The 18,809-nt window shown below is 73.0% G+C and carries 19 protein-coding genes and 3 tRNA genes; 5 read left to right on the forward strand and 17 right to left on the reverse strand.

Translation table 11 applies throughout. The annotated features are described in order from the left end of the window. Nucleotides 1-7: 7 nt before the first annotated feature. Together ACBJ32_RS49935 and ACBJ32_RS49940 are read right to left on the reverse strand one after the other, a co-directional pair. Complete coding sequence (locus ACBJ32_RS49935; protein ID WP_375132913.1) at nt 8-1,174, reverse strand: LLM class flavin-dependent oxidoreductase; 1,167 nt, start codon at nt 1,172-1,174, stop codon at nt 8-10. Between the two features lie 78 nt (nt 1,175-1,252). After that, nucleotides 1,253-1,789 carry a CGNR zinc finger domain-containing protein gene (locus tag ACBJ32_RS49940; RefSeq protein ID WP_375132914.1) on the reverse strand — a complete coding sequence of 179 codons (537 nt, stop codon included), beginning with the start codon at nt 1,787-1,789 and terminating at the stop codon, nt 1,253-1,255. Nucleotides 1,790-1,880: 91 nt separating this feature from the next. Here ACBJ32_RS49940 and ACBJ32_RS49945 point away from each other — a divergent pair, with 91 nt between their 5' ends. Then, on the forward strand, nt 1,881-3,182 hold the full coding sequence (locus ACBJ32_RS49945) for an MFS transporter (protein WP_375132915.1): 1,302 nt from the start codon (nt 1,881-1,883) through the stop codon (nt 3,180-3,182). A 59-nt stretch (nt 3,183-3,241) separates the two neighbouring features. On the opposite strand, the gene ACBJ32_RS49950 is transcribed toward ACBJ32_RS49945, so the two are convergent. From ACBJ32_RS49950 to ACBJ32_RS49960, 3 genes are read right to left on the reverse strand one after another with little or no spacing between them, the layout of a single operon-like run. Next, nucleotides 3,242-3,892: an epimerase gene (locus ACBJ32_RS49950; protein ID WP_375132916.1), complete on the reverse strand. Its 651-nt coding sequence runs from the start codon at nt 3,890-3,892 to the stop codon at nt 3,242-3,244. Next, nucleotides 3,889-4,470 (reverse strand): DUF4291 domain-containing protein, encoded by a 582-nt coding sequence (locus ACBJ32_RS49955; protein ID WP_375132917.1) that lies wholly within the window; start codon nt 4,468-4,470, stop codon nt 3,889-3,891. The genes ACBJ32_RS49950 and ACBJ32_RS49955 overlap by 4 nt, the downstream gene beginning before the upstream one ends. Before the next feature lie 42 nt (nt 4,471-4,512). Then, nucleotides 4,513-5,244: an IclR family transcriptional regulator gene (locus ACBJ32_RS49960; protein ID WP_375132918.1), complete on the reverse strand. Its 732-nt coding sequence runs from the start codon at nt 5,242-5,244 to the stop codon at nt 4,513-4,515. Nucleotides 5,245-5,315: 71 nt separating this feature from the next. Here ACBJ32_RS49960 and ACBJ32_RS49965 point away from each other — a divergent pair, with 71 nt between their 5' ends. After that, a complete protein-coding gene (locus tag ACBJ32_RS49965) occupies nt 5,316-5,681 on the forward strand; it encodes a metal-sulfur cluster assembly factor (RefSeq protein WP_375132919.1) in 366 nt (121 codons plus the stop codon). Next, entirely contained in the window at nt 5,678-6,661 is a 984-nt protein-coding gene (locus ACBJ32_RS49970; RefSeq protein WP_357876308.1) for an amidohydrolase family protein, read from the forward strand. The genes ACBJ32_RS49965 and ACBJ32_RS49970 overlap by 4 nt, the downstream gene beginning before the upstream one ends. Here ACBJ32_RS49970 and rodA read toward each other — a convergent pair. The 12 genes from rodA to ACBJ32_RS50030 all read right to left on the reverse strand — a co-directional run bounded on the left by rodA (nt 6,623) and on the right by ACBJ32_RS50030 (nt 17,394). Next, nucleotides 6,623-7,759 (reverse strand): rod shape-determining protein RodA, encoded by a 1,137-nt coding sequence (gene rodA, locus ACBJ32_RS49975; RefSeq protein WP_375132920.1) that lies wholly within the window; start codon nt 7,757-7,759, stop codon nt 6,623-6,625. The two genes, ACBJ32_RS49970 and rodA, sit on opposite strands and share 39 nt — an antisense overlap. After that, nucleotides 7,756-9,609: a penicillin-binding protein 2 gene (gene mrdA, locus ACBJ32_RS49980; protein ID WP_375132921.1), complete on the reverse strand. Its 1,854-nt coding sequence runs from the start codon at nt 9,607-9,609 to the stop codon at nt 7,756-7,758. The genes rodA and mrdA overlap by 4 nt, the downstream gene beginning before the upstream one ends. Then, a complete protein-coding gene (locus ACBJ32_RS49985; protein WP_375132922.1) occupies nt 9,602-10,306 on the reverse strand; it encodes a hypothetical protein in 705 nt (234 codons plus the stop codon). Before ACBJ32_RS49985 ends, mrdA begins: the two co-directional genes overlap by 8 nt. Before the next feature lie 93 nt (nt 10,307-10,399). After that, the gene (mreC, locus tag ACBJ32_RS49990) at nt 10,400-11,149 is read right to left on the reverse strand and encodes a rod shape-determining protein MreC (RefSeq protein WP_375132923.1); all 750 of its coding nucleotides are present in this window, start codon (nt 11,147-11,149) and stop codon (nt 10,400-10,402) included. Beyond that, entirely contained in the window at nt 11,146-12,360 is a 1,215-nt protein-coding gene (locus ACBJ32_RS49995) for a rod shape-determining protein (RefSeq protein ID WP_375132924.1), read from the reverse strand. Before ACBJ32_RS49995 ends, mreC begins: the two co-directional genes overlap by 4 nt. Before the next feature lie 115 nt (nt 12,361-12,475). Then, nucleotides 12,476-14,344, reverse strand: a complete 1,869-nt coding sequence (locus ACBJ32_RS50000; protein WP_375132925.1) for a hypothetical protein — start codon at nt 14,342-14,344, stop codon at nt 12,476-12,478. A 192-nt stretch (nt 14,345-14,536) separates the two neighbouring features. Then, nucleotides 14,537-14,968 carry a nuclear transport factor 2 family protein gene (locus ACBJ32_RS50005; RefSeq protein ID WP_375132926.1) on the reverse strand — a complete coding sequence of 144 codons (432 nt, stop codon included), beginning with the start codon at nt 14,966-14,968 and terminating at the stop codon, nt 14,537-14,539. Nucleotides 14,969-15,116: 148 nt separating this feature from the next. Then, nucleotides 15,117-15,191, reverse strand: a tRNA-Val gene (locus ACBJ32_RS50010). A gap of 5 nt (nt 15,192-15,196) precedes the next feature. Continuing rightward, nucleotides 15,197-15,267 (reverse strand) — tRNA-Cys (locus ACBJ32_RS50015). 15 nt (nt 15,268-15,282) lie between these two features. Next, a tRNA-Gly gene (locus tag ACBJ32_RS50020) sits at nt 15,283-15,354 on the reverse strand. An 88-nt stretch (nt 15,355-15,442) separates the two neighbouring features. Further along, nucleotides 15,443-16,168 (reverse strand): SDR family NAD(P)-dependent oxidoreductase, encoded by a 726-nt coding sequence (locus tag ACBJ32_RS50025; protein WP_375132927.1) that lies wholly within the window; start codon nt 16,166-16,168, stop codon nt 15,443-15,445. 26 nt (nt 16,169-16,194) lie between these two features. Further along, a complete protein-coding gene (locus ACBJ32_RS50030) occupies nt 16,195-17,394 on the reverse strand; it encodes a hypothetical protein (RefSeq protein WP_375132928.1) in 1,200 nt (399 codons plus the stop codon). A gap of 101 nt (nt 17,395-17,495) precedes the next feature. On the opposite strand from ACBJ32_RS50030, the gene ACBJ32_RS50035 reads away from it, so the two are divergent. Together ACBJ32_RS50035 and ACBJ32_RS50040 are read left to right on the forward strand one after the other, a co-directional pair. Beyond that, nucleotides 17,496-18,047, forward strand: a complete 552-nt coding sequence (locus ACBJ32_RS50035) for a hemerythrin domain-containing protein (RefSeq protein WP_375132929.1) — start codon at nt 17,496-17,498, stop codon at nt 18,045-18,047. A gap of 44 nt (nt 18,048-18,091) precedes the next feature. Continuing rightward, complete coding sequence (locus ACBJ32_RS50040) at nt 18,092-18,799, forward strand: ArsR/SmtB family transcription factor (protein ID WP_375132930.1); 708 nt, start codon at nt 18,092-18,094, stop codon at nt 18,797-18,799. Nucleotides 18,800-18,809: the final 10 nt, after the last annotated feature.

The following is an 18,809-nucleotide window of genomic DNA, read 5'->3' on the forward strand; positions in this document are numbered from 1 at the left end:
ACGGCCTTCAGGCGCCGACCGGGGCTTGGGACGCGTCAGCGTTCGTGGCGTTCCCGGCACCCTGGGCGTTCCCGGCACCCTGGGCGTTCTGGGCGTTCTGGGCGTTCTTGGCGGCGAGCAGGGAGGCGTGGGTGGGCGCGCCGGGGACCTCGGCCGGGCGGTCCTTGGCGAACTCCTTGCGCAGCACCGGCACCACCTCCTCGCCGAGGAGGTCGAGCTGCTCCAGCACGGTCTTCAGCGGCAGGCCCGCGTGGTCCATGAGGAAGAGCTGGCGCTGGTAGTCGCCGAAGAACTCCCTGAACTCCAGCGTCCTGTCGATGACCTGCTGCGGGCTGCCCACGGTCAGCGGCGTCTCGGCCATGAACTCCTCCAGCGACGGCCCGTGGCCGTACACGGGGGCGACGTCGAAGTAGGGGCGGAACTCGCGTACCGCGTCCTGGGAGTTCTTGCGCATGAACACCTGCCCGCCCAGGCCCACCACCGCCTGCTCCGGGGTGCCGTGGCCGTAGTGCGCGTACCGCTGGCGGTAGAGGTTGATCAGGCGCATGAAGTGCTCCTTCGGCCAGAAGATGTTGTTGGCGAAGAAGCCGTCGCCGTAGTAGGCGGCCTGCTCGGCGATCTCGGGGCTGCGGATCGAGCCGTGCCAGACGAACGGCGGCACCCCGTCGAGCGGGCGCGGCGTGCTGGTGAAGCCCTGCAGCGGCGTACGGAAGCGGCCCTCCCAGTCCACGACGTCCTCGCGCCACAGCCTGTGCAGCAGCGCGTAGTTCTCGATGGCCAGCGGGATGCCCTGGCGGATGTCCTGCCCGAACCACGGGTACACCGGCCCGGTGTTGCCGCGGCCCAGCATGAGGTCCACCCGGCCGTCGGCCAGGTGCTGCAGCATGGCGAAGTCCTCGGCGATCTTCACCGGGTCGTTCGTCGTGATCAACGTCGTGGCGGTCGACAGCTGCAGCCGCTCGGTCCTGGCCGCGATGTAGCCGAGCATCGTGGTGGGGGAGGACGGCACGAACGGCGGGTTGTGGTGCTCGCCGGTCGCGAAGACGTCCAGCCCGACCTCCTCCGCCTTGAGCGCGATCGCCACCATCGCCTTGATCCGCTCGTGCTCGGTCGGGGTCCTGCCGGTGGTGGGGTCCGCGGTGACGTCGCCCACACTGAAGATTCCGAACTGCACCTTAGTCACCAACCCTGACTGTTGAATCTTTGACGGCTACGGTAGCGTCCGCACCCCCTCAGATATTCCACCATGCGTTCAGCCGTGCCGGCGGGCACGGAAGGCCGCCGCCTTGGCCCGGTTGCCGCAACCGCGCATGTCGCACCAGCGGCGCGTACGCCGGTGCGAGGCGTCGACGTAGAGTCGCGTGCACGGGGCCGCCTCGCACTCCCTGATCAGCCCGGCCTCCGGGCCGCCGAGCAGCTCGGCCGCCGCCCGCGCCGTGCTGGACAGCGCCGCGCGCAGATCGCCGCCGCGTTCCACCCCCCGCTCGCCGAGCAGCACGCCCGCGGGCGCGTGCCGGGCCGCGGCGTTGAGCGTGGCGCGGTCGGCGGGGTCCAGGGCACTTCCGGTACGGGCCGCGGACGCCAGCCGGTAGATCGCCTCGCGCAACGCCCTCGCCTCCGCCAGGTCGCCGTCGCTCACCGAAGGGTGGACGTCGAGCAGCCCGGCCGCCACCGTCCAGCGGGCCAGGTCGCCGGGTGTCGCCAGCAGGTCGATGCGCTCGCCGCGCCGCTGCCCGACGGTGCCGGCCAGGTCGAGCCCGAGGTTCCCGCTGATGAAGGTGAAGTCCATGGCTTCGATAGTAACCACGTTGACAAGTTACTTTTAGGGCTGCCAGGGTGAGTAACCGCTAAATCCGGTTATTTCATGAAGGGCGGATTCGATGACGGCTGCGGGCGTTCGGCGGGATCGGCGCGCGTACGGGCCGCGGCACCGCTGGGTCGTACTGGCCGTGGGCGTCGGGGCGCAGGCCGCCTTCGCGGCGATGTTCTCCGGCATCCCCCTCACCGGGGTGTCGATGCGGGCCGGTTACCACCTGTCCACGGAGGCGCTCGGCCTGGTGCTGGCCTGCCTGGGGCTCGGGGTCGCGGCCTCCGACATCGCGTGGGGGCTGCTGACCGACCGCCTCGGGGACCGGCGCGTCCTGCTCACGGGGCTGACCGCGACGGGCGCGCTGCTGGTGGTGATGGCCGCCGCCGTGACGCCGCCGGACGGGGCGGGCGTGGCGCTGCTGGCCCTCTGCCTGACGGTCGCGGGCGCGCTGGGCGGCAGCGTCAACGGGGCCTCGGGACGGGCGGTCATGACGTGGTTCGGGGAGGGGGAGCGGGGCTTCGCGATGAGCATCCGCCAGACGGCCATCCCGGTCGGCGGAGCGGCCGGGGTGGCGCTGCTGCCGTGGCTCGCGAGCGCGTACGGCTTCCGCGCCGCCTACGCCGTTCCTGCCGCCTTCTGCCTCGCCGCGGCGGCGGCCACCTGGCGCTGGCTCCACGAGCCGCCCCCATCCGCCGGCCCCACCCCCGCCACCGGTGCGGACCCGCGCCCGGGCCTGAAGGCTCGCTCCCCACTCAGGCGCTGGGACGTGTGGCGCCTGGCCCTCGCCGGCGCCCTCCTCACCGTCCCCCAGTTCGCCGTGCTCTCCTTCACCGCGATCTTCCTGCACGACGTCAAGGGCGAGGGCGCCACCCTGGCCGGCCTGACGGTCGTCATCGCCCAGCTGGGCGGCGGCGCGGCCCGCATCTGGACCGGCCGCCGCACCGACCGCACGGGCACCCGCCGCACCCACATCAGGGCCATCGGCGCCCTGGCCGGCCTCGCCATGGCAGGCGCCGCGGTGCTCACCGACGCCCCCACCCCGCTCACCGTCACCGCCCTGGCCCTCGGCGGCCTCCTGGCCAACTCCTGGCACGGCGTCGCCTACACCGAGATCGCCGCCATGGCGGGCGCGTCCAGGGCCGGCACCGCCCTGGGACTCCTGGGCACCACCCTGTTCGCGATGGGCTTCCTGACCCCGCTGCTCATCCCCGTGGTCATCGCCCACACCTCCTGGGCGGCGGTCTGGGGCCTGGCCGCCGCGGCCTCGCTCCTCGCCGTCCCGCTCGTGCCGGGCGAGGCGAGAGCACGCCGCCGAGGTCACAGCACGCCGCCACGGTCATTGCGCGCCGATGACGTGAGAGCGCGGCGCTGAAGTGAAAGCGCGCCGATGACGTGGGAGCGCGGCGTCCACGTGGGAGGGCGGCGTCGACGTCAGAGCGCGTTGATGTCGGCGGGCCCGAGGATCCGCTTCGCCGCTCCCCGCTCCGCCACCGCGATCATCGCCCGCCCGACCTGCTCGGTCGTGGTCACCCCGCCCCCGACCAGCCGCCGCAACACGGGGAAGAGCGGCCGGGTGATGACGTACGCCGCCTGGTAGAGCCGCGTACGGGAGCGCACGCCGTGCATGGGCTGCACATACCCCGGCCGGAACATGTACGCCTCCAGCGGCAGCGCGAGCAGCGCGTTCTCGGTCTCCCCCTTCACCCTGGCCCACATGGCCCGCCCCCGGGCGTCGGCCCCGGCGCCGGACACGTACACGAACGTCGAGCCGGGGCTGAGCCGCGCCAGCGTCTCACCCACCGACAGCGTGAAGTCGTAGGTGATCCGCCGGTAGTCCCGCTCCCGCATCCCGGCCGACGAGACTCCCAGGCAGAAGAAGCACGCGTCGTACCCGCCGAGCTCCCCCTCGACAGGCGCCGGCTCCAGCAGGTCGTCGTGCAGGATCTCGCGCAGCTTCCCGTGCGTGACGCCGGTCGAGGCCCGCCCGACCGCCAGCACGGCCGTGACCCGGTCGTCGAGCAGGCACTCCCTGAGCACCCCCCGCCCGATCATGCCGGTCGCCCCGAACAGGATCACCCTCATTCCACGCTCGCCCCTATCGTCTCCGCCAGCTCGTCAGGAACCGGATACGGCCGCTCGGCCGGCAGCAGCGCACGGGCGTCCGCCCCGCCGCGTACCGCCGCATGCACCTCCCGTACCCGGTCCGTGACGTCCCTGATCCCCAGCGTCCACTCATCCACGTAGCGCCGCACCGCCTCCCCGGCCAGCCCCACCTGGATCGACCGGTACGGCAGCGCCTCGTGCCGCAACCCGCGCTCGGGGTCCCACTGGATCCGCACCGGGCTGCGGCGCACCCGCCGCGCCCACTCCGGCCGCCGGTCGTCGTGGCTGAGGCAGGAGTGTGCCAGCGCCCACTCGAAGCCCTCCCGGCTGAGCTCGATCGCCAGCACCCGCTCCTGGCCGGGCTTGGTCGCGTAGCCGCACCGGTACATCATCCACAGGAACGACGGCTTGATCCACGTCATCCGCTCCCGCTTGAAAGGCGGGACGAAGCGCTGCGCGGCGACGGCGGGCGCGGCGATGGCCGCGTCGTAGGCCTGGTAGACGGTGATCGACCGATCGGTGTAAAGGGCCCGGATCTGCCGGTAGGGCACGTTCATGGCGTACAAGCCTGGCCAGAACGGCGAGCGGAAGGCAACGCATTAACCCAGGTCCTGTACGGCCTGCGCCAGCCGGATGCGGGCGATCTGCGGGATGGACAGCCCGCGGGCCGAGATGCCGATGGCCCAGTCCGTGCCCGGCACCACCGCCCCCGCGCACGCCACCTGCTCCCTGAACTGCCCGTGCTCCTCCACCACCTCCCCCGGCCGTAACGCCGACAGCTCCTCCTCGACGTCCTCCACGCTGACCGGGGTGGAGGAGGTGAAGCGGCGCATGCCGTACCCGGTCAGGACGCCGCGCCGGGTGCGGGACGGCAGCGAGAGCAGCAGCGCCTTGCCCAGCGCCGTCGCGTGCGGCGCCGTCTCCAGCCCCGCCTGCAGATCCTCCAGGTACGGCGAGTGCGGCCCCTCGGCCACGTCCACCACGACCAGCCGCCCTTCGGACAGCTGCGCCAGGTAGGCGGTGTGCCCGGTGACGGCGGCCAGGTGCCGCAGCACGGCGGCGGCGTGGGGCGGCCGCTCGAACGCGTCCAGCATCTCGTGGAACCGCTCGGCCACCTGCGAGCCGAGCATGTAGTCGCCGTCGGGCCGGCGGTACAGGTACCCCTCGTAGCACAGGGTACGGACCAGGTGGTAGGAGGTGGACAGGTTCAGGCCGCAGCGGCGGGCGATGACCTTGACCGGCAGCGGCCGGTCGGCGCGCGAGACCTCCTCCAGCACGCGGAGCGCACGGGAGACGCTGCGGATCAGATCGCTGGGTTGTTCGCCGGTCATCCACCAAGCATCTGCGCTATCTGAAATCGGGACGCCTACCCCGACGGGCACACCCGTCCGACGATGAGGTCATGCCGGAGATACCGCAGTGGGCCAATGAGGCGCTGTCCGGGGTCTACGACCCGTGCTGCAGGGAGAAGGGCATCTCCGTCGTGGAGATGGGCCTGGTCAGATCGGTCGAGGTGGACGGCGGCCGGGCCCGCGTCGAGCTGCTGCTGACCTCGGGCTGGTGCCCGTTCGCCGCCAGGGTGCTGACCGAGGTGCGGGATCGCATCGAGGAGCAGCCCGGCATCAGCGAGGCGGAGGTCGAGGTGGTGTGGGACGAGGTGTGGACGACGGACCGGCTCTCCCCGCGGGCCGCCCGGCTGCTGCGCTTCCTGCCCGCGCCCGCGCAGGTGCCCGACAAGGCGGCCTACATAGGGAGGGAACTACGATGATCGACGACTTCTTCGTGTTCGACAGCGTGGCCCACGTGTTCAACTTCGAGGCCAAGAACGCGTTCGGCCCCGCGGGCCAGATGTTCTCCAACCACCTGTACGCCTTCCACACCACGCTCACCCCGGAGGGCGAGACCAAGCTGCCGCCCGAGGAGTTCCTGCGGCAGTGGACGATCGATGACATCCGCCGCATGGTGTTCGAGGAGTCGGACACCGACATGCTGGTGGCCATGCCGCTGCCGCTCACCGACCTCTACCATGACGGCCTGTCGCCGTGGCAGGAGTGCGCGGAGCTGGCCGCCCGCGACCCGGACCGGACCGTCTTCTGGGGCTCGGTCAACCCCCTGGAGGGCCGCAAGGCGCTCGACCTGATGGAGCGGCAGGTGGGGGAGTACAACGCGCGGGCGTTCAAGCTGTACAACGTGCGCTACGACTACGGCTCGCCGTACCCGTGGCGCATGGACGACCCCAGGGTGGCCTTCCCGATCTTCGAGAAGGCGCAGGAGCTGGGCGTCAACCTGATCGGCGTGCACAAGGGCGTCCCGCTGGGCCCGCAGCCGATCGAGCACACGCAGACGTGGGACATGGACGGCGCCGCCGCGAACTTCCCCGACGTCAACTTCGTCATCTTCCACGTCGGCCTGCCGTTCCTGGACGAGACCTGCTGGCAGCTGATCCGCTACCCCAACCTGTACGCCGACCTGGCGGCGACGATCAACTTCATCGTCAGGGCGCCCCGGATGTTCGCCGAGATCATCGGCAAGCTGCTCTTCTGGTGCGGCGAAGACAAGATCATCTACGGTTCGGAGGCGCCGATCTTCCATCCGCAGTGGGCGCTCAGGGCGTTCAGGGACTTCACGATCCCGCAGGACCTGTGCGACGGGTACGGCTACCCGCAGCTCACCGACCAGGCCAAGCGCAAGATCCTGGGCGAGAACCTGCTACGCCTGCATGGGCTTGCTCCGGTGAACCGCCTGTAGCAGCCCGACGGCCACCAGCCCGGCGACCGTGGCGGAGCCGCCGTACGAGACGAACGGCAGCGGCACCCCCACGACCGGCATGAGCCCCACGGTCATCCCCACGTTCAGGAACGTCTGGAACCCCAGCCACGACACCAGCCCGCCCGCCAGCACCGTCCCGTACAGCGAGCCGGCCTGCCGGGCGATCGACAGCCCGCGCCACAGCAGCGCGAACACGGCCAGCACGATGAGCGCGGCCCCGGCGAAGCCGAGCTCCTCGCCCGCGACCGTGAAGATGAAGTCGGTGTGCTGCTCGGGCACGAAGTGGCCGGCGGTCTGCTCGCCGTTGAAAAGGCCCTTGCCCGACAGGCCGCCGGAGCCGATAGCGATGCGGGCCTGGGCGGCGTTGTAGCCGACGCCGCCCGGATCGGCTCCCGGCCGTACCAGCACGAGTAGCCGTTCGAGCTGGTACGGCCGGACCAGCCCGAGCTGCCACGCCGCCGCGCCCGCCCCCGCCGCGCCCCCGGCGAGCACCAGCAGCCACCGCCTGGGCGCCCCCGAAACCAGCAGCGCCCCCGCCACCATGGCCGCGAACACCAGCATCGTGCCCAGGTCCGGCTGCAACGCGATGAGCCCGATCGGCACCGCGGCCAGCACCAGCGCCAGCAGCACCCCGCCGAACCCGGGCCGGCGCCGCCCGTCGCGCAGCTCGCCCAGCGGCACCGCGAGCGCCAGGGCCAGCGCCACCTTGGCCAGCTCCGACGGCTGGAACTGCACCCCGGGGGCGAGCACGATCCACGAGTGCGCCCCGTTCACCCGCACGCCCAGCGGGCTCAGCACCCCGGCCAGCGACAGCACGGCCAGCGCGTACGCCACCGGCACGTACGCCCGCAGCACCCGCAGGTCCACCCGCGACACCAGCCACATCAGCACCAGCCCCACGCCGGCGGAGACGGCCTGCCGCACCAGCAGGGCATGGTCGCCCGACATCCGCGTGGCCGACCACACCAGCAGCAGCCCCACGGCGGACAGGGCCGGCGCCAGCAGCGTCAGCAGCCGGTCGGGCGGGCCCAGCGACGGCGCCCACACGAGGCGCCTCCTCCCGGCAACCGCGATCATCGCCGCTCCCTGAGCCCGAGGATGCCCTCCCAGATGGCGCGGGCCGCCGGAGCCGCGCCCTCGGCGCCCCTGCCGCCCTCCGACAGCACGACGACCACGGTGTAGGCGGGATCGGGCGCGAAGGAGGCGAACCAGGAGGTGTCCCGCCGCCCGAACGACTCCGCCGTCCCCGTCTTCCCTGCTACCGCGATCTTCCCGAACGGGAACCCGTCGAAGGCGCCTTGCGCCGTCCCGGTCCTGGGCACCTGGGCGAGGGCCTGCCTGATGAAGCGCAGCGTCCCGGCCGAGGCGGGCAGCCGCCCCGACACGGGCGGCGTGATCGTCCGCACCGTCGTGCCGTCCGGGCGCACCACCTTCAGGCCGGCGCGCGGGCTGTGCAGGGTGCCGCCGTTGGCGACGGCCGCGTACGCCCGCGCCAGCTGCAGCGGCGTCACCAGCACGCCGCCCTGCCCGATGGAGAGGTTCGCCGCGTCGCCGCCCCGCCACACGCCGCCGCCCTGGCAGTTCTCCCGCGCGATGGCCGTCAGGTACGCCGCCCGCGCCCGGTCGGCCAGCTCCGGATAACCCTCGCCGGCCCGCCGGCAGCTCTCGGCGCGGGTGGCCCGCCACTGGGCCCGCTTCGAGGCCGCGTCGGGCACCGCCCCGGCCGCCTCTCCCGGCAGGTCCACGCCGGTCGGCCGGCCGAACCCGAACCCGCGGGCGGTGCGCTGCAGGGCGTCGGAGCCGCGCTGCCAGAGCTGGTCGGCCAGCCGGTAGAAGATCGTGTCGCACGACTGCACCAGCGCCCCGTGCATGGTCATCACGCCCAGGTCGGCACCGGCGAAGTTGCGGAACACCCGGTTGCCGACGGTGTAGCCGGGCGGGCAGTCGTAGGTGGCGCCGAGCCCGTACCCGGCCGAGGCCGCTGCCGCCGCCGAGGTGACCTTCCACGTCGAGCCGGGCGCCCACTCGCCCTGCACGGCCTGCGACAGCAGCGGCAGCGCCGCGTACTCGCGGGCCGTCACGCCGTCCGTCCAGACCGACGGGTCGTAGGCGGGCCGTCCGGCCAGCGCCACCACCCGGCCCGTCCCCGACTCCAGCACCACGGCCGCGCCCGCCGAGCCGCCGCTGCCGGCCGGCGCCCGGCCGAGCGCCCGCTCGGCGATGGTCTGGACGCGGGAGTCGATGCTGGTCACGAGCGTGTTGCCGGGCACGGGCGGGTCCTGGCGGAGCGTTCTGGTGACCCGGCCCGTGTGGTCCACGGCCACGTCCTTGCGCCCGGGCCGCCCGGCCAGCTCGCGGTCGTAGGCGGCTTCGAGGCCGTCGCGGCCCCGGGCGCCCTGGACGTACCCGAGGGTGTGCGCCGCCGCCGCGCCGTACGGGTACACGCGGACCGGGCGCAGCTCCGTGCGGACGCCGGGGAAGTCCTGCTGCCGCTCGCTGATCTGCAGCGCCACCGGCACGCTCACGTCCCGCGCGACGGGGATCGGCTCGTACGGCGAGCCCTGCCAGCACGGCTGCGCCACCCCCGCCCCGCACAGCCGCACCTTCTCGGCGATCTGCCGGTACGGCTGCCCCAACGCCTCGCCCAGCCGGGTCAGCACCGCCCGGCCGCCGTCCGGCTGGTGGGCCAGCGCCACGGCGTCCACGGTCACGACGGGACGGGTGTTGTTGGTCACCAGGGGACGCCCGGCCACGTCGAGGATCTGCCCCCGGGTGGGCGGCAGCGCCACGCTCCTGATCCGCACGTCGGCGGCGGCCCGCACGTACGCGTCGCCGTTGACCACCTGCAGGAACCACAGCCGTCCGAGCAGCGTGACCAGCATGGCCACGGCGACCAGCCGCAGCACGAGCAGCCTGGCCCTAGACACGGCGCGCTCCCGCCCGGCGCACCCCTGCCCGGTGCACCCCCGCCCGGCGCGCTCCCGCCCGGTACACCCCCGCCTGGGACGGCTCCGCTCGGAACGGGCCCGCTCGGAAGAGGTACGCCTGGGACGGCGCCGTCTGGGACGGTCCCTTCCACGCCGAGCGCCGCCGGGCGAGCATGCCGCCGGCAACCCCGAGCGCCACCGTCCACGCCAGCGTTAGCGCCGCCCCCGACCACCACGGCGCGCCTTCGAAGCCCGGAGGCGGCCCGCCCAGCGCCGACCGCAACGGCGCGTCCCCGAGCGCTACCGTCGCGATGACCTGCAGCACCGGTCCCAGCACCGCGCCCACGGCAGCCGCCACCACCGGCTTGCCACCCACCGGGCCGGCCGCACGGGGCCATCCCGCCGGTCCTGCCTCGCGCGACCGCGCGGAGCGCCCGGCCCATCGCCCCACCAGCAGCCCCGTCACCGACAGGACCAGCGCGGTGCGCCCCACGGTGCCGTCGGCGGGCGGCGTCACGTCGGCGGCCAGCCCGGTCACCAGCCCCGCCACGCAGCCCCAGACAGGCCCCCTGGCCAGCGCTAGCCACACCACCGCCAGCGCCACCAGATCGGGCCCGCCCCACGGCGACCGGTTGACCACCAGCACCTGCACCAGCGGCGCCCCAAGCGCCATCAGCACGAGCCCCACCACGCTCACCGCCCCGGCTCCACGGTGCTCACCGCTCCGACTCCACGGCGCTCACCGCTCCGGCTCCGGCTCCACAGCGCTCCCGCTCCCGCTTCACGGCGCTCACCGCTCCGGCTGCGGCACGATCACCGCGACCAGCCCGAGCGCCGACAGCCGTGCGGCGGGCCGCACCAGCGCCGTACGGGTGGCCGCCCCCGGCGCGCCCTCCAGCGCGGCGACCGTCCCGATGGGCACCCCGGCGACGTACGGCCGCCCGCCCGCCGACCCGAGCGTCACCACCCGGTCGCCCACCGCCAGCGGCGCGTCCGGGTCGAACAGGCTCAGCCGCAGCCCCTCACCCGGCACCCCCGTCACCACGCCCAGCTCGCCCGAGCCCGCCATGCGCGCCCCGATGGACGAGCCCGCGTCGGTGATCAGCGACACGGACGCCGTCGAGGGCCCCGCCCAGGTGACCTTGCCGACCAGGCCGTCGGCGTTCAGCACGGTCACGTCGCGCGCGACGCCCGAGGAGGACCCGGCGTCGATGGCGACGCTCTGGCCCCGGCCGAACCCGACCACGTGCGCCGCCACCCCCTGGTGCCCGGCAGGCACGTCCAGCCGTGCCACGGACCGCGTGCCGGACGACAGCAGCCGGGCACGCAGGGCCGCGTTCTCCCGCTCCAGCTCCCGCAGCCGCTCCTCGCCGCCGAACGCCCTGGCCACCGCGGCCACCGCGCCCTGCACCGCGCCCTGGACCGCGCCGTACACGCTCGCGCCCGCCTCCCGCAGGGGGGCCAGCGGCGTCAGCGTACGGTCGATCACGACGAGGAGGGCGGAGGCGGACAGCACGAGCAGGACGAGCGCCCGCCTCACCGCCGGGACCCATCGGGCAGCAGCACGTCGCGCATGGCCTGGAAGCGCTCCACGCAGCGGCCCGCGCCCAGCGCCACCGAGTACAGGGGCTTGTCCACCAGCCGGATGGGCATGCCGGTGGCCTCGCCCATCCGCTCGGGCAGGCCCCGTAACAGGGCGCCGCCGCCGGTGAGCACGATGCCGTTGTCCAGCAGGTCGCCCGCCAGCTCGGCCGGGCACTGGTCGAGCGTCGTCTGCACCGCGTCGATGATGGCCTGCACCTGGTCCTCGATGGCCTCGCTGATCTGCTCGGCGGTGATCGTGGCGGTCTTGGGCAGGCCGCTGACGAGGTCGCGCCCGCGTACCGGGGCGAAGGTCCTCGGCTCGATGGTGCGCGGCGCGGCGGCCGGAGCCGCGCTCCCGGGCTTCGGCCTCGACCGGAACGGGTTCCAGCCGCGCGGGGCGGGCGGCCCGGAGGGCTCGTCGTCCGCCGGGCCGAGCGGCCCGTCCTGCGCGGGCACGGTGAGGCCGGCGCGGTGCCGTCCCACGGGGTCGGCGTCGGGCACGGCGGCCCTGACCACGCCGAGGTCGATCTTCAGGCGTTCGGCGGTGCGCTCGCCGAGCAGCAGCGCGTGCTCCTTCTTGATGTGGGTGATGATGGCCTCGTCCAGCTCGTCGCCGCCGACCCGGACCGACTTGGCCACCACGACGCCGCTCAACGAGACGATGGCCACCTCCGTGGTGCCGCCGCCGATGTCGACGACCATGTTGCCGGTGGCCTCGCCCACCTTCAGCCCCGCGCCGATCGCGGCGGCCATGGGCTCCTCGATGATGTGCACCCGCCGCGCGCCCGCCTCGTACGCGGCCTCCTTGACCGCCCGCTGCTCGATCGAGGTGGTGCCGCTCGGGACCGCCACGACGATGCGCGGCCTGGCCAGGAACCGGCTCGGGTGCGCCTTCTGGATGAACAGCCGCAACATGCGCTCCGCCGCGTCCAGGTCCGCGATCACGCCGTCCTTCAGCGGCCTGATCGTGGCGATGTGCGGGGGAGTGCGGCCCAGCATGCGCTTGGCCGCCTTGCCGACGGCCACGACGGTGTTCTTGTGCACGTTGATCGCGATGACGGAGGGCTCGTTCAGCACGATGCCCTTCCTGCGAACGTAGACGAGGGTGTTCGCCGTACCGAGATCGACGGCTATGTCATGACCGAGAAGAGCCCATGCGAATGCCATCGCCGCACAGCCTTTCCGACCGGGAAGGGCAGGGGGACACTGCCCGCACTGGCGTTGCCCGCAAGGCGGCTGGCCGCAAACGCGATATGTCTGTAGCCGTGGTCGTTTGTGCAGGTCAGCCCGGGTCGTACGAGCAGCGCAGCCCGGTCCGCACTGTCGCCCGCAGCTCCTCGCCGATGACGGGATCGGCTATCGCGACACGATCCACGGCCCGCCTGATGGCCTTGCCGACCGCCGTGCGGGCCCGCTCCTCGCCGCAGCCGAACGCGCGCGGCCGGCCGGCCAGCCCCGTCGCCGAGGCCAGCTCCGCCACCAGCCAGTCACGCTCGGCCCGCCGCTCCTGCGCCTGCCGGGGCTGGTGGTTCGCCTCCAGCTCCGCGATCTCGGCGTCGAGCTGCGCCAGCCGGTTCCGGTACGCCCGGCCCGCCGGCCCGTCCAGCACCCGCTGCGCCGACGCCTGCGCAGGAACGGAGTCCGGCGATCCGGCTGCCAGCTCCGCGGCCGGGATCTCCCTGCCGGGGTTGGCCAGCAACGCCGCCAGGTGCAGCATGCCCACGCAGTGGTCCACGAGCGCGGTCCGCGCGCCCAGCTCCACCCGCCACCGCGGGCCCGCCTGGCGGCAGGTGACGCGCTCGGCCACGTGACGGGGCACGTGCATGCCGAGCGTCCCGGCCTCCTGGGCGGCGAGCGCGAGCTGCCTGCGCGCCCTCTCGTCCCTGGGGCCGTCGCGCAGCGCCAGCGCCTGGCCCAGCCGCGAGCGTGACAGCGTGACCGCGGGCCAGTGCCCCAGCGCCAGGTTCTCGTGGACGGCCCTGCGCAGGTGCGCGACCGCCAGGTCGAGCTCGCCCGTGGTGATCGCGGCCACGCCCAGGCTGTGCCGGGCCGAGCCGAAGCAGACGATGCCCGGGCTGGTCATGACGGGCAGGGCCGCGTACGGGACCAGCAGCGCCGCCGCCCTGCCGGCGAGATCGGCGTCGTCCAGCAGGTCGGCCGCCTCCACGATCGCGTACATCGACATCAGCCAGGTGCTCGTGCGCGGCCGGTCGGCCAGGACGCCGCGGCGCAGCCTGGCCAGCATGCCCTCGGCCAGCCGCCGGTCACCGGCCACCGCGGCGGCCACCGCCAGGCCCGCGTACGGGGAGTCGTCCAGGGCGGGGAGCATGGGCGAGTTCAGCAGGTCGGTCAGCAGGGGGACGAGCTCGCCGATCCGGCCCTGGTACCAGCGGATGGCGGCGAGCTGGCGGACGTACCAGCCTGGCGCGTCGTGGTCGCCGGCCGCCAGGCCCCGCTCGTAGCAGGCGGCGGCGCGCTCCTCGGCGTGCTCGAACCGGCCGCCGCGGGTGCTCAGCATCACCTCGATCGCGCCGGCCACGTACTCGATCGCCTGCTGCCCCTCGCCGTCCAGCGCGCTCCGCAGCTCGCCCAGGGCCCGCTCGGCGTGCGGGTCGGCCTCCAGGAGCAGGTCCGCGGCGCGCCACAGCAGGCCGATGAGCAGGTCCGAGCGGCGGCCCGTACGGGAGGCCACCCCGATCAGCTCCCTGGCCAGCTCCATCCGCCGGGCCCCGTCGTCCGGGCCGGGGACGCAGTGATGCGCCAGGCTCAGCGCCTCGGCCAGCGCCACCGGGTCACCCGCGGCCCTGGCCTCGGACACCAGCGCCATGATCGCGTCCTGGCGGCCCGTGCGGTAGTCGTCCTCGGCCGCCAGCCTGATCCGCAACCGCAGGGCCAGCGGCGAGCCCGCGTCGAGCTGCGACAGCGCGTCCCGCTGGCGCACGCGTACCGTCGCCGCCGCCGCGGCCGTGCGGTGCTCGTGCACCCACATCCCGCCCAGGCCGAGCGCCGCCCTGGCGAGCGCGTCCGCCTCGCCTCGCTGCGCTGCCTGCGCGTAGGCGCTGTCGAACCTTTCGCGTGCCCGTCGCATGTCCCCCTTGACGAGCAGCGCGTGCTCCCCGTCGAGAAGAGTCCACTCCAGCGTTTCGATCACTGGCCTTACCCCCCGTGGCAAGCCGGAATACCTGGCGCACCCATGGGTGGCGGGCCTCCCACCGCTCCGCTTCCCCGGCCGATGAACTCTCGGGTGAACAAGCATGGAGACGGCTCCCGACCGTCGTCCGGTTCAATTCCACCTCAAACCGGAAACTTTCGGAACCGAATTAGCGGGGAGATGTCCGGTATTTCAGCACACAGTGCGCCAGGTCTGCTCCTCCACCAGCTCGGTACTGCGCCAGCCGTCGGGGGTACGGCGCATGCGGTGATGGTAGTAGCCGCCGCCGTGCAGGAAGCCCTCGGTCCGGGCGGCCACCATCTCCCGCGTGGGGGCCAGGGTGTCGGTGAAGGGCGCGCTCACGCGGGCCTCGCCGTCGTGGAAGTCGATCCGGGCGGCGCCGATCAGGTGCAGCCTGGCCGGCCAGTGCACCAGCACCTCGGCCAGCCACGCCTTGACCTCGTCCCGGGTGCCCGTGATGCCGCCGGAGGAGCTGTAGTCGATCACCGCGTCCTGGCGGAACACCTCGTCGAGCAGGTCCCACTGCCCCGAGTCGATGGCGTACGTGTACCGCGCCAGCAGGCCGGTGATCTCCAGTCGGTCGGCGATCTCCTGAGTGTCCATGCGCTGATCGTCGCGCCAAGAACGCCGGATGACCAGGCCGCTCGCCCGCCCCGGTACGTCGGTGCCCCTGGTCGGCCACGGGTACCGCCGCCGGCACACCCGGGTGGAAACACGAAGGCCCTGGCTGATCAGCCAGGGCCGTGAAGTGTGGTGGACGATACTGGGATTGAACCAGTGACCTCTTCCGTGTCAGGGAAGCGCTCTCCCGCTGAGCTAATCGTCCTCGCGAGGTGGCGACGGGATTTGAACCCGTGTGGACGGCTTTGCAGGCCGCTGCCTCGCCTCTCGGCCACGCCACCGAGCCGGAAGCTCCGAGCGGAAGACGGGATTCGAACCCGCGACCCTCACCTTGGCAAGGTGATGCTCTACCACTGAGCCACTTCCGCATCCGCCCCGTGAGTCTTCACTCCGGGGCGACGAGAGAACTCTAGCGAATCCTGGCCCAGTCCCCAAACTGGAATACGCCCGCCCAGGTCACGTGTGCCCGCCGTTGACGGTGACGCGCTGGCCGGTGACGAACGCGCCGCCCTCCGAGGCGAGGTACGACACCGCGGCCGCCACGTCCTCCGGCATGCCCATCCGCCCCAGCGGCACCTCCTCCCGGTACGCGCTCTCGTCCAGCCCCTCGTGCCGCTCCACCGGGATCCAGCCGGGCGCGACCACGTTCACCGTGATGCCGTACGGGCCCAGCTCCCTGGCCCACACCTCGGTGAGGGCGTGCTGGGCGGCCTTGGCGGCGGTGTAGGCGGAGGTGGCGGGCAGCTTGCGGTCCACGATGTCGGAGCCGATCTGGATGACGCGGCCGCCGCCCCGTTCCCGCATGCCCGGCAGCACCGCCTGCACGAGCAGCGTCGGGCTCTTGACGAAGAACGTGAGCTGGTCGAGGTGCGCCTGCCAGGTGAGGTCCTCGACACCGGCGGTCGGCTGCGGGCCTGTCGCGTTGGCCACCATCACCCCCACCGGGCCGAGCCGGTCGGCGACGGCGGCGACCAGGCCCTCGACGGCGGCCTCGTCCGTGATGTCGGCGGCGAACGCCTCGGCGACGCCGCCCGCCGTACGGATGGAATCGGCCACCTGTTCGGCGCCGGCCCGGTCGGAGCGGTAGTTGACGGCCACGGCCAGGCCGTCGGCGGCCAGCCTGCGGGCGATGGCGGCCCCGAGACCACGCGAGGCGCCGGTGACGAGCGCGACAGTTGTCATGGGGCCAGACTCTAACCCGGGGACGGTCAGCTGCTGAGCTGCAGGCCCGCCGGATGCGGCCCCTCCGTCTCCAGGCGGTACTCGCGGCCGGAGATCGCCCGGTTGTCGTCGATGACGCGCTCCGACGCCGGCTTCTCGCCGCCCATCACGGCCTCCTGCATCCGGGTGAAGCGCTCGTGCGCCTCCCGGACGTACCCGGTGCCCAGCGTGGTGCAGTCGATCTGGGTGGCGAGCAGGTCGCGGATGTACCCCTTGTTCGGCTCGAACGTCACCGGCGGCGGCAGCGCGGGGGCGAGCACCTGGTCGGGATCGCGCCCGTCGAACCGCTTGAACAACTCCGCGGCCAGCCGCAGGTGCTCCAGCTCCATGTTGAGGTGCAGCTCCCAGATGTTCTTCACCTTCGGGTCGGACTCGGTCTCCATGAACGAGTAGTAGAGGTAGCACTCGTTGTACTCGTGGTTGAGCAACTGCTCCCACAGGCTCTCGCCGGGGTCCACCAGCGACTCGTAGTGGGTGACGTGCTCCTCCTCCACCATCCCGATCTCCTGGTAGAGCTGCCGGGCTATCGGCTCCATGTACATCGGCCCGACGTTCATGTAGAAGTTCATCGTCTGCTGCTCGGCCGACATGATCGTCAGTGCGTGCAGCCGGGACAGCGGCTCGGTGACGCTGCGGACGTAGGGCCGGCGCACGTTGTCGAACGGGTCGCGGTGGTGCAGGTACGTGGGGCGGCCCGGCATGACCTCGGTCAGGTTGTCGACGATCTTCTCGGCCTTGCGGTGCTCGATCATCTCGTACAGGTTGGCGTACCGGTAGAGGTGGTCGAAGTCCTCCAGCACGCCGAACTGGTAGGCCTGCCGCAGGTACGGATCGGGCTCCATGCGCGCCACCCAGGCGGTCAGGTCCACCGCCACCTGCTCGTAGGCGATCGTCGTCTCCAGCACCGACGACGCTCCCGGCAGCAGCCAGTTGACCGTCTTCTGCTGCTGCGCCTCGATGTAGCGCACCCTGGCGAGCTGCTGCTTGATCTCCAGGTCGGGGCAGTGGCGGGCGAGTTGGTGGCTGAACAGGATGGCCTCCACCTCGATCCCGTTCATGGTGATGATCCGGCACCGCGTGTACGGGTCGGCGTGGTCCGGGTCGATCGGCGTGACGTTCAGCTCCCGCCAGTCGCGCAGCTGCTCGTCCAGCGGGATGCCCCGCTGCTGGAGTGGGTCGAAGGCCATGTCGCTGCGCGTACCCGCGGCCCATCCCGACAACCTCCGCGTTCCGTCCGCGTTCGGTAAGGCGGCGCGTGCCGGGAGCGGGCCCGGGTACGGGCGCTGACGTGGCTGAACAAGATGTCATCGAGCTCCTGATGGCCCAGCACGGCCAGATCAGGGACCTGTTCGACGAGGTGGAGCAGGCGCCTCCGGACAAGGTGGGGGACGCCTTCGACCGGCTGACGCGCATGTTGTCCGTGCACGAGACGGCCGAGGAGGAGATCGTCCACCCGTACGCGCGCAGGAAGCTCGACAACGGCCACGGCGTGGTCGCCGACCGGCTGACCGAGGAGAACCGGGCCAAGCGCCTCCTGCTCGACCTGCACAGGAGCGGCGTGGACCACCCGCAGTTCTGGGACGGCCTGGCCGCGCTGCGTACCGCCGTGCTCGCGCACGCCCGCAGCGAGGAGCGCTACGAGTTCGCCAGGCTGCGCGCGAACACCTCCGCCGTGGAGCGGCGGGCGATGGCGGCGGCGGTGCGCGCGGCCGAGACGCTCGCGCCGACACGCCCGCATCCCGGCACGGAGTCCGCGACCAGGAACCTGATCATGGGCCCGCCGCTCGTGGTCATGGACCGGGCTCGCGAGCTGATCAGGAAGGCGCTGGGCAAGCGCTGACCCTTCGTTCCACGTCGAAGGGTTCCCGTACTAGCGTCGCAGTCATGGAGCACATCGCCAGGGACGCCGACATCGCCCCCGTCGCCGCGCTGATCGCCGACCCCACCAGGGCCGCCATCCTGACCGCGCTGCTCGGCGGCCGGGCGCTGGCCGCCGGGGAGCTGGCCCGGATGGCCGGGGTGAGCGCGGCCACCGCGAGCGCCCACCTGGCCAAGCTGCTCGACGGCCGGCTCGTGGACGTCGTGCGCCAGGGCCGCCACCGCTACTACCGCCTGGCCGGGCACGAGATCGCCGAGGTGCTGGAGGTGCTGGCCCGGATCAGCGCCCGCCCGCCGGTGCGCTCGCTGCGCCAGTCGCGGCAGGCCAGGATGCTGGAGGAGGCCCGTACGTGCTACGACCACCTGGCCGGCCGGGCCGGGGTGGGGCTGCTCGACCGGCTCAAGGAGGACGGCTACTACGACGGGCAGGACGTGACGGAGACGGGGGAGCGGCTGCTGTCGCGGCTGGGCGTGGACGTGGCGGGAGCGCGCCGGTCGAGGAGGCGCTTCGCGCCCGAGTGCCTCGACTGGACCGAGCGCCGGGCGCACCTCGGCGGGGCACTCGGCGCGGCGATCACGGAGGTGCTGTTCGAACGCGGGTGGTACCGGCGGGGCAGCGTGCCCAGGGCGGTGGTCCTCACCGACGAGGGCAGGGAGGGGCTGGCGGACCTGTTCTCCGGTAAGGGGCTAACATCGGTTACGCCGGTTACCTGAACGAGAGAGA

It is taken from the genome of Nonomuraea sp. GTA35 (assembly GCF_041950525.1).
Lineage (GTDB): Bacteria > Actinomycetota > Actinomycetes > Streptosporangiales > Streptosporangiaceae > Nonomuraea.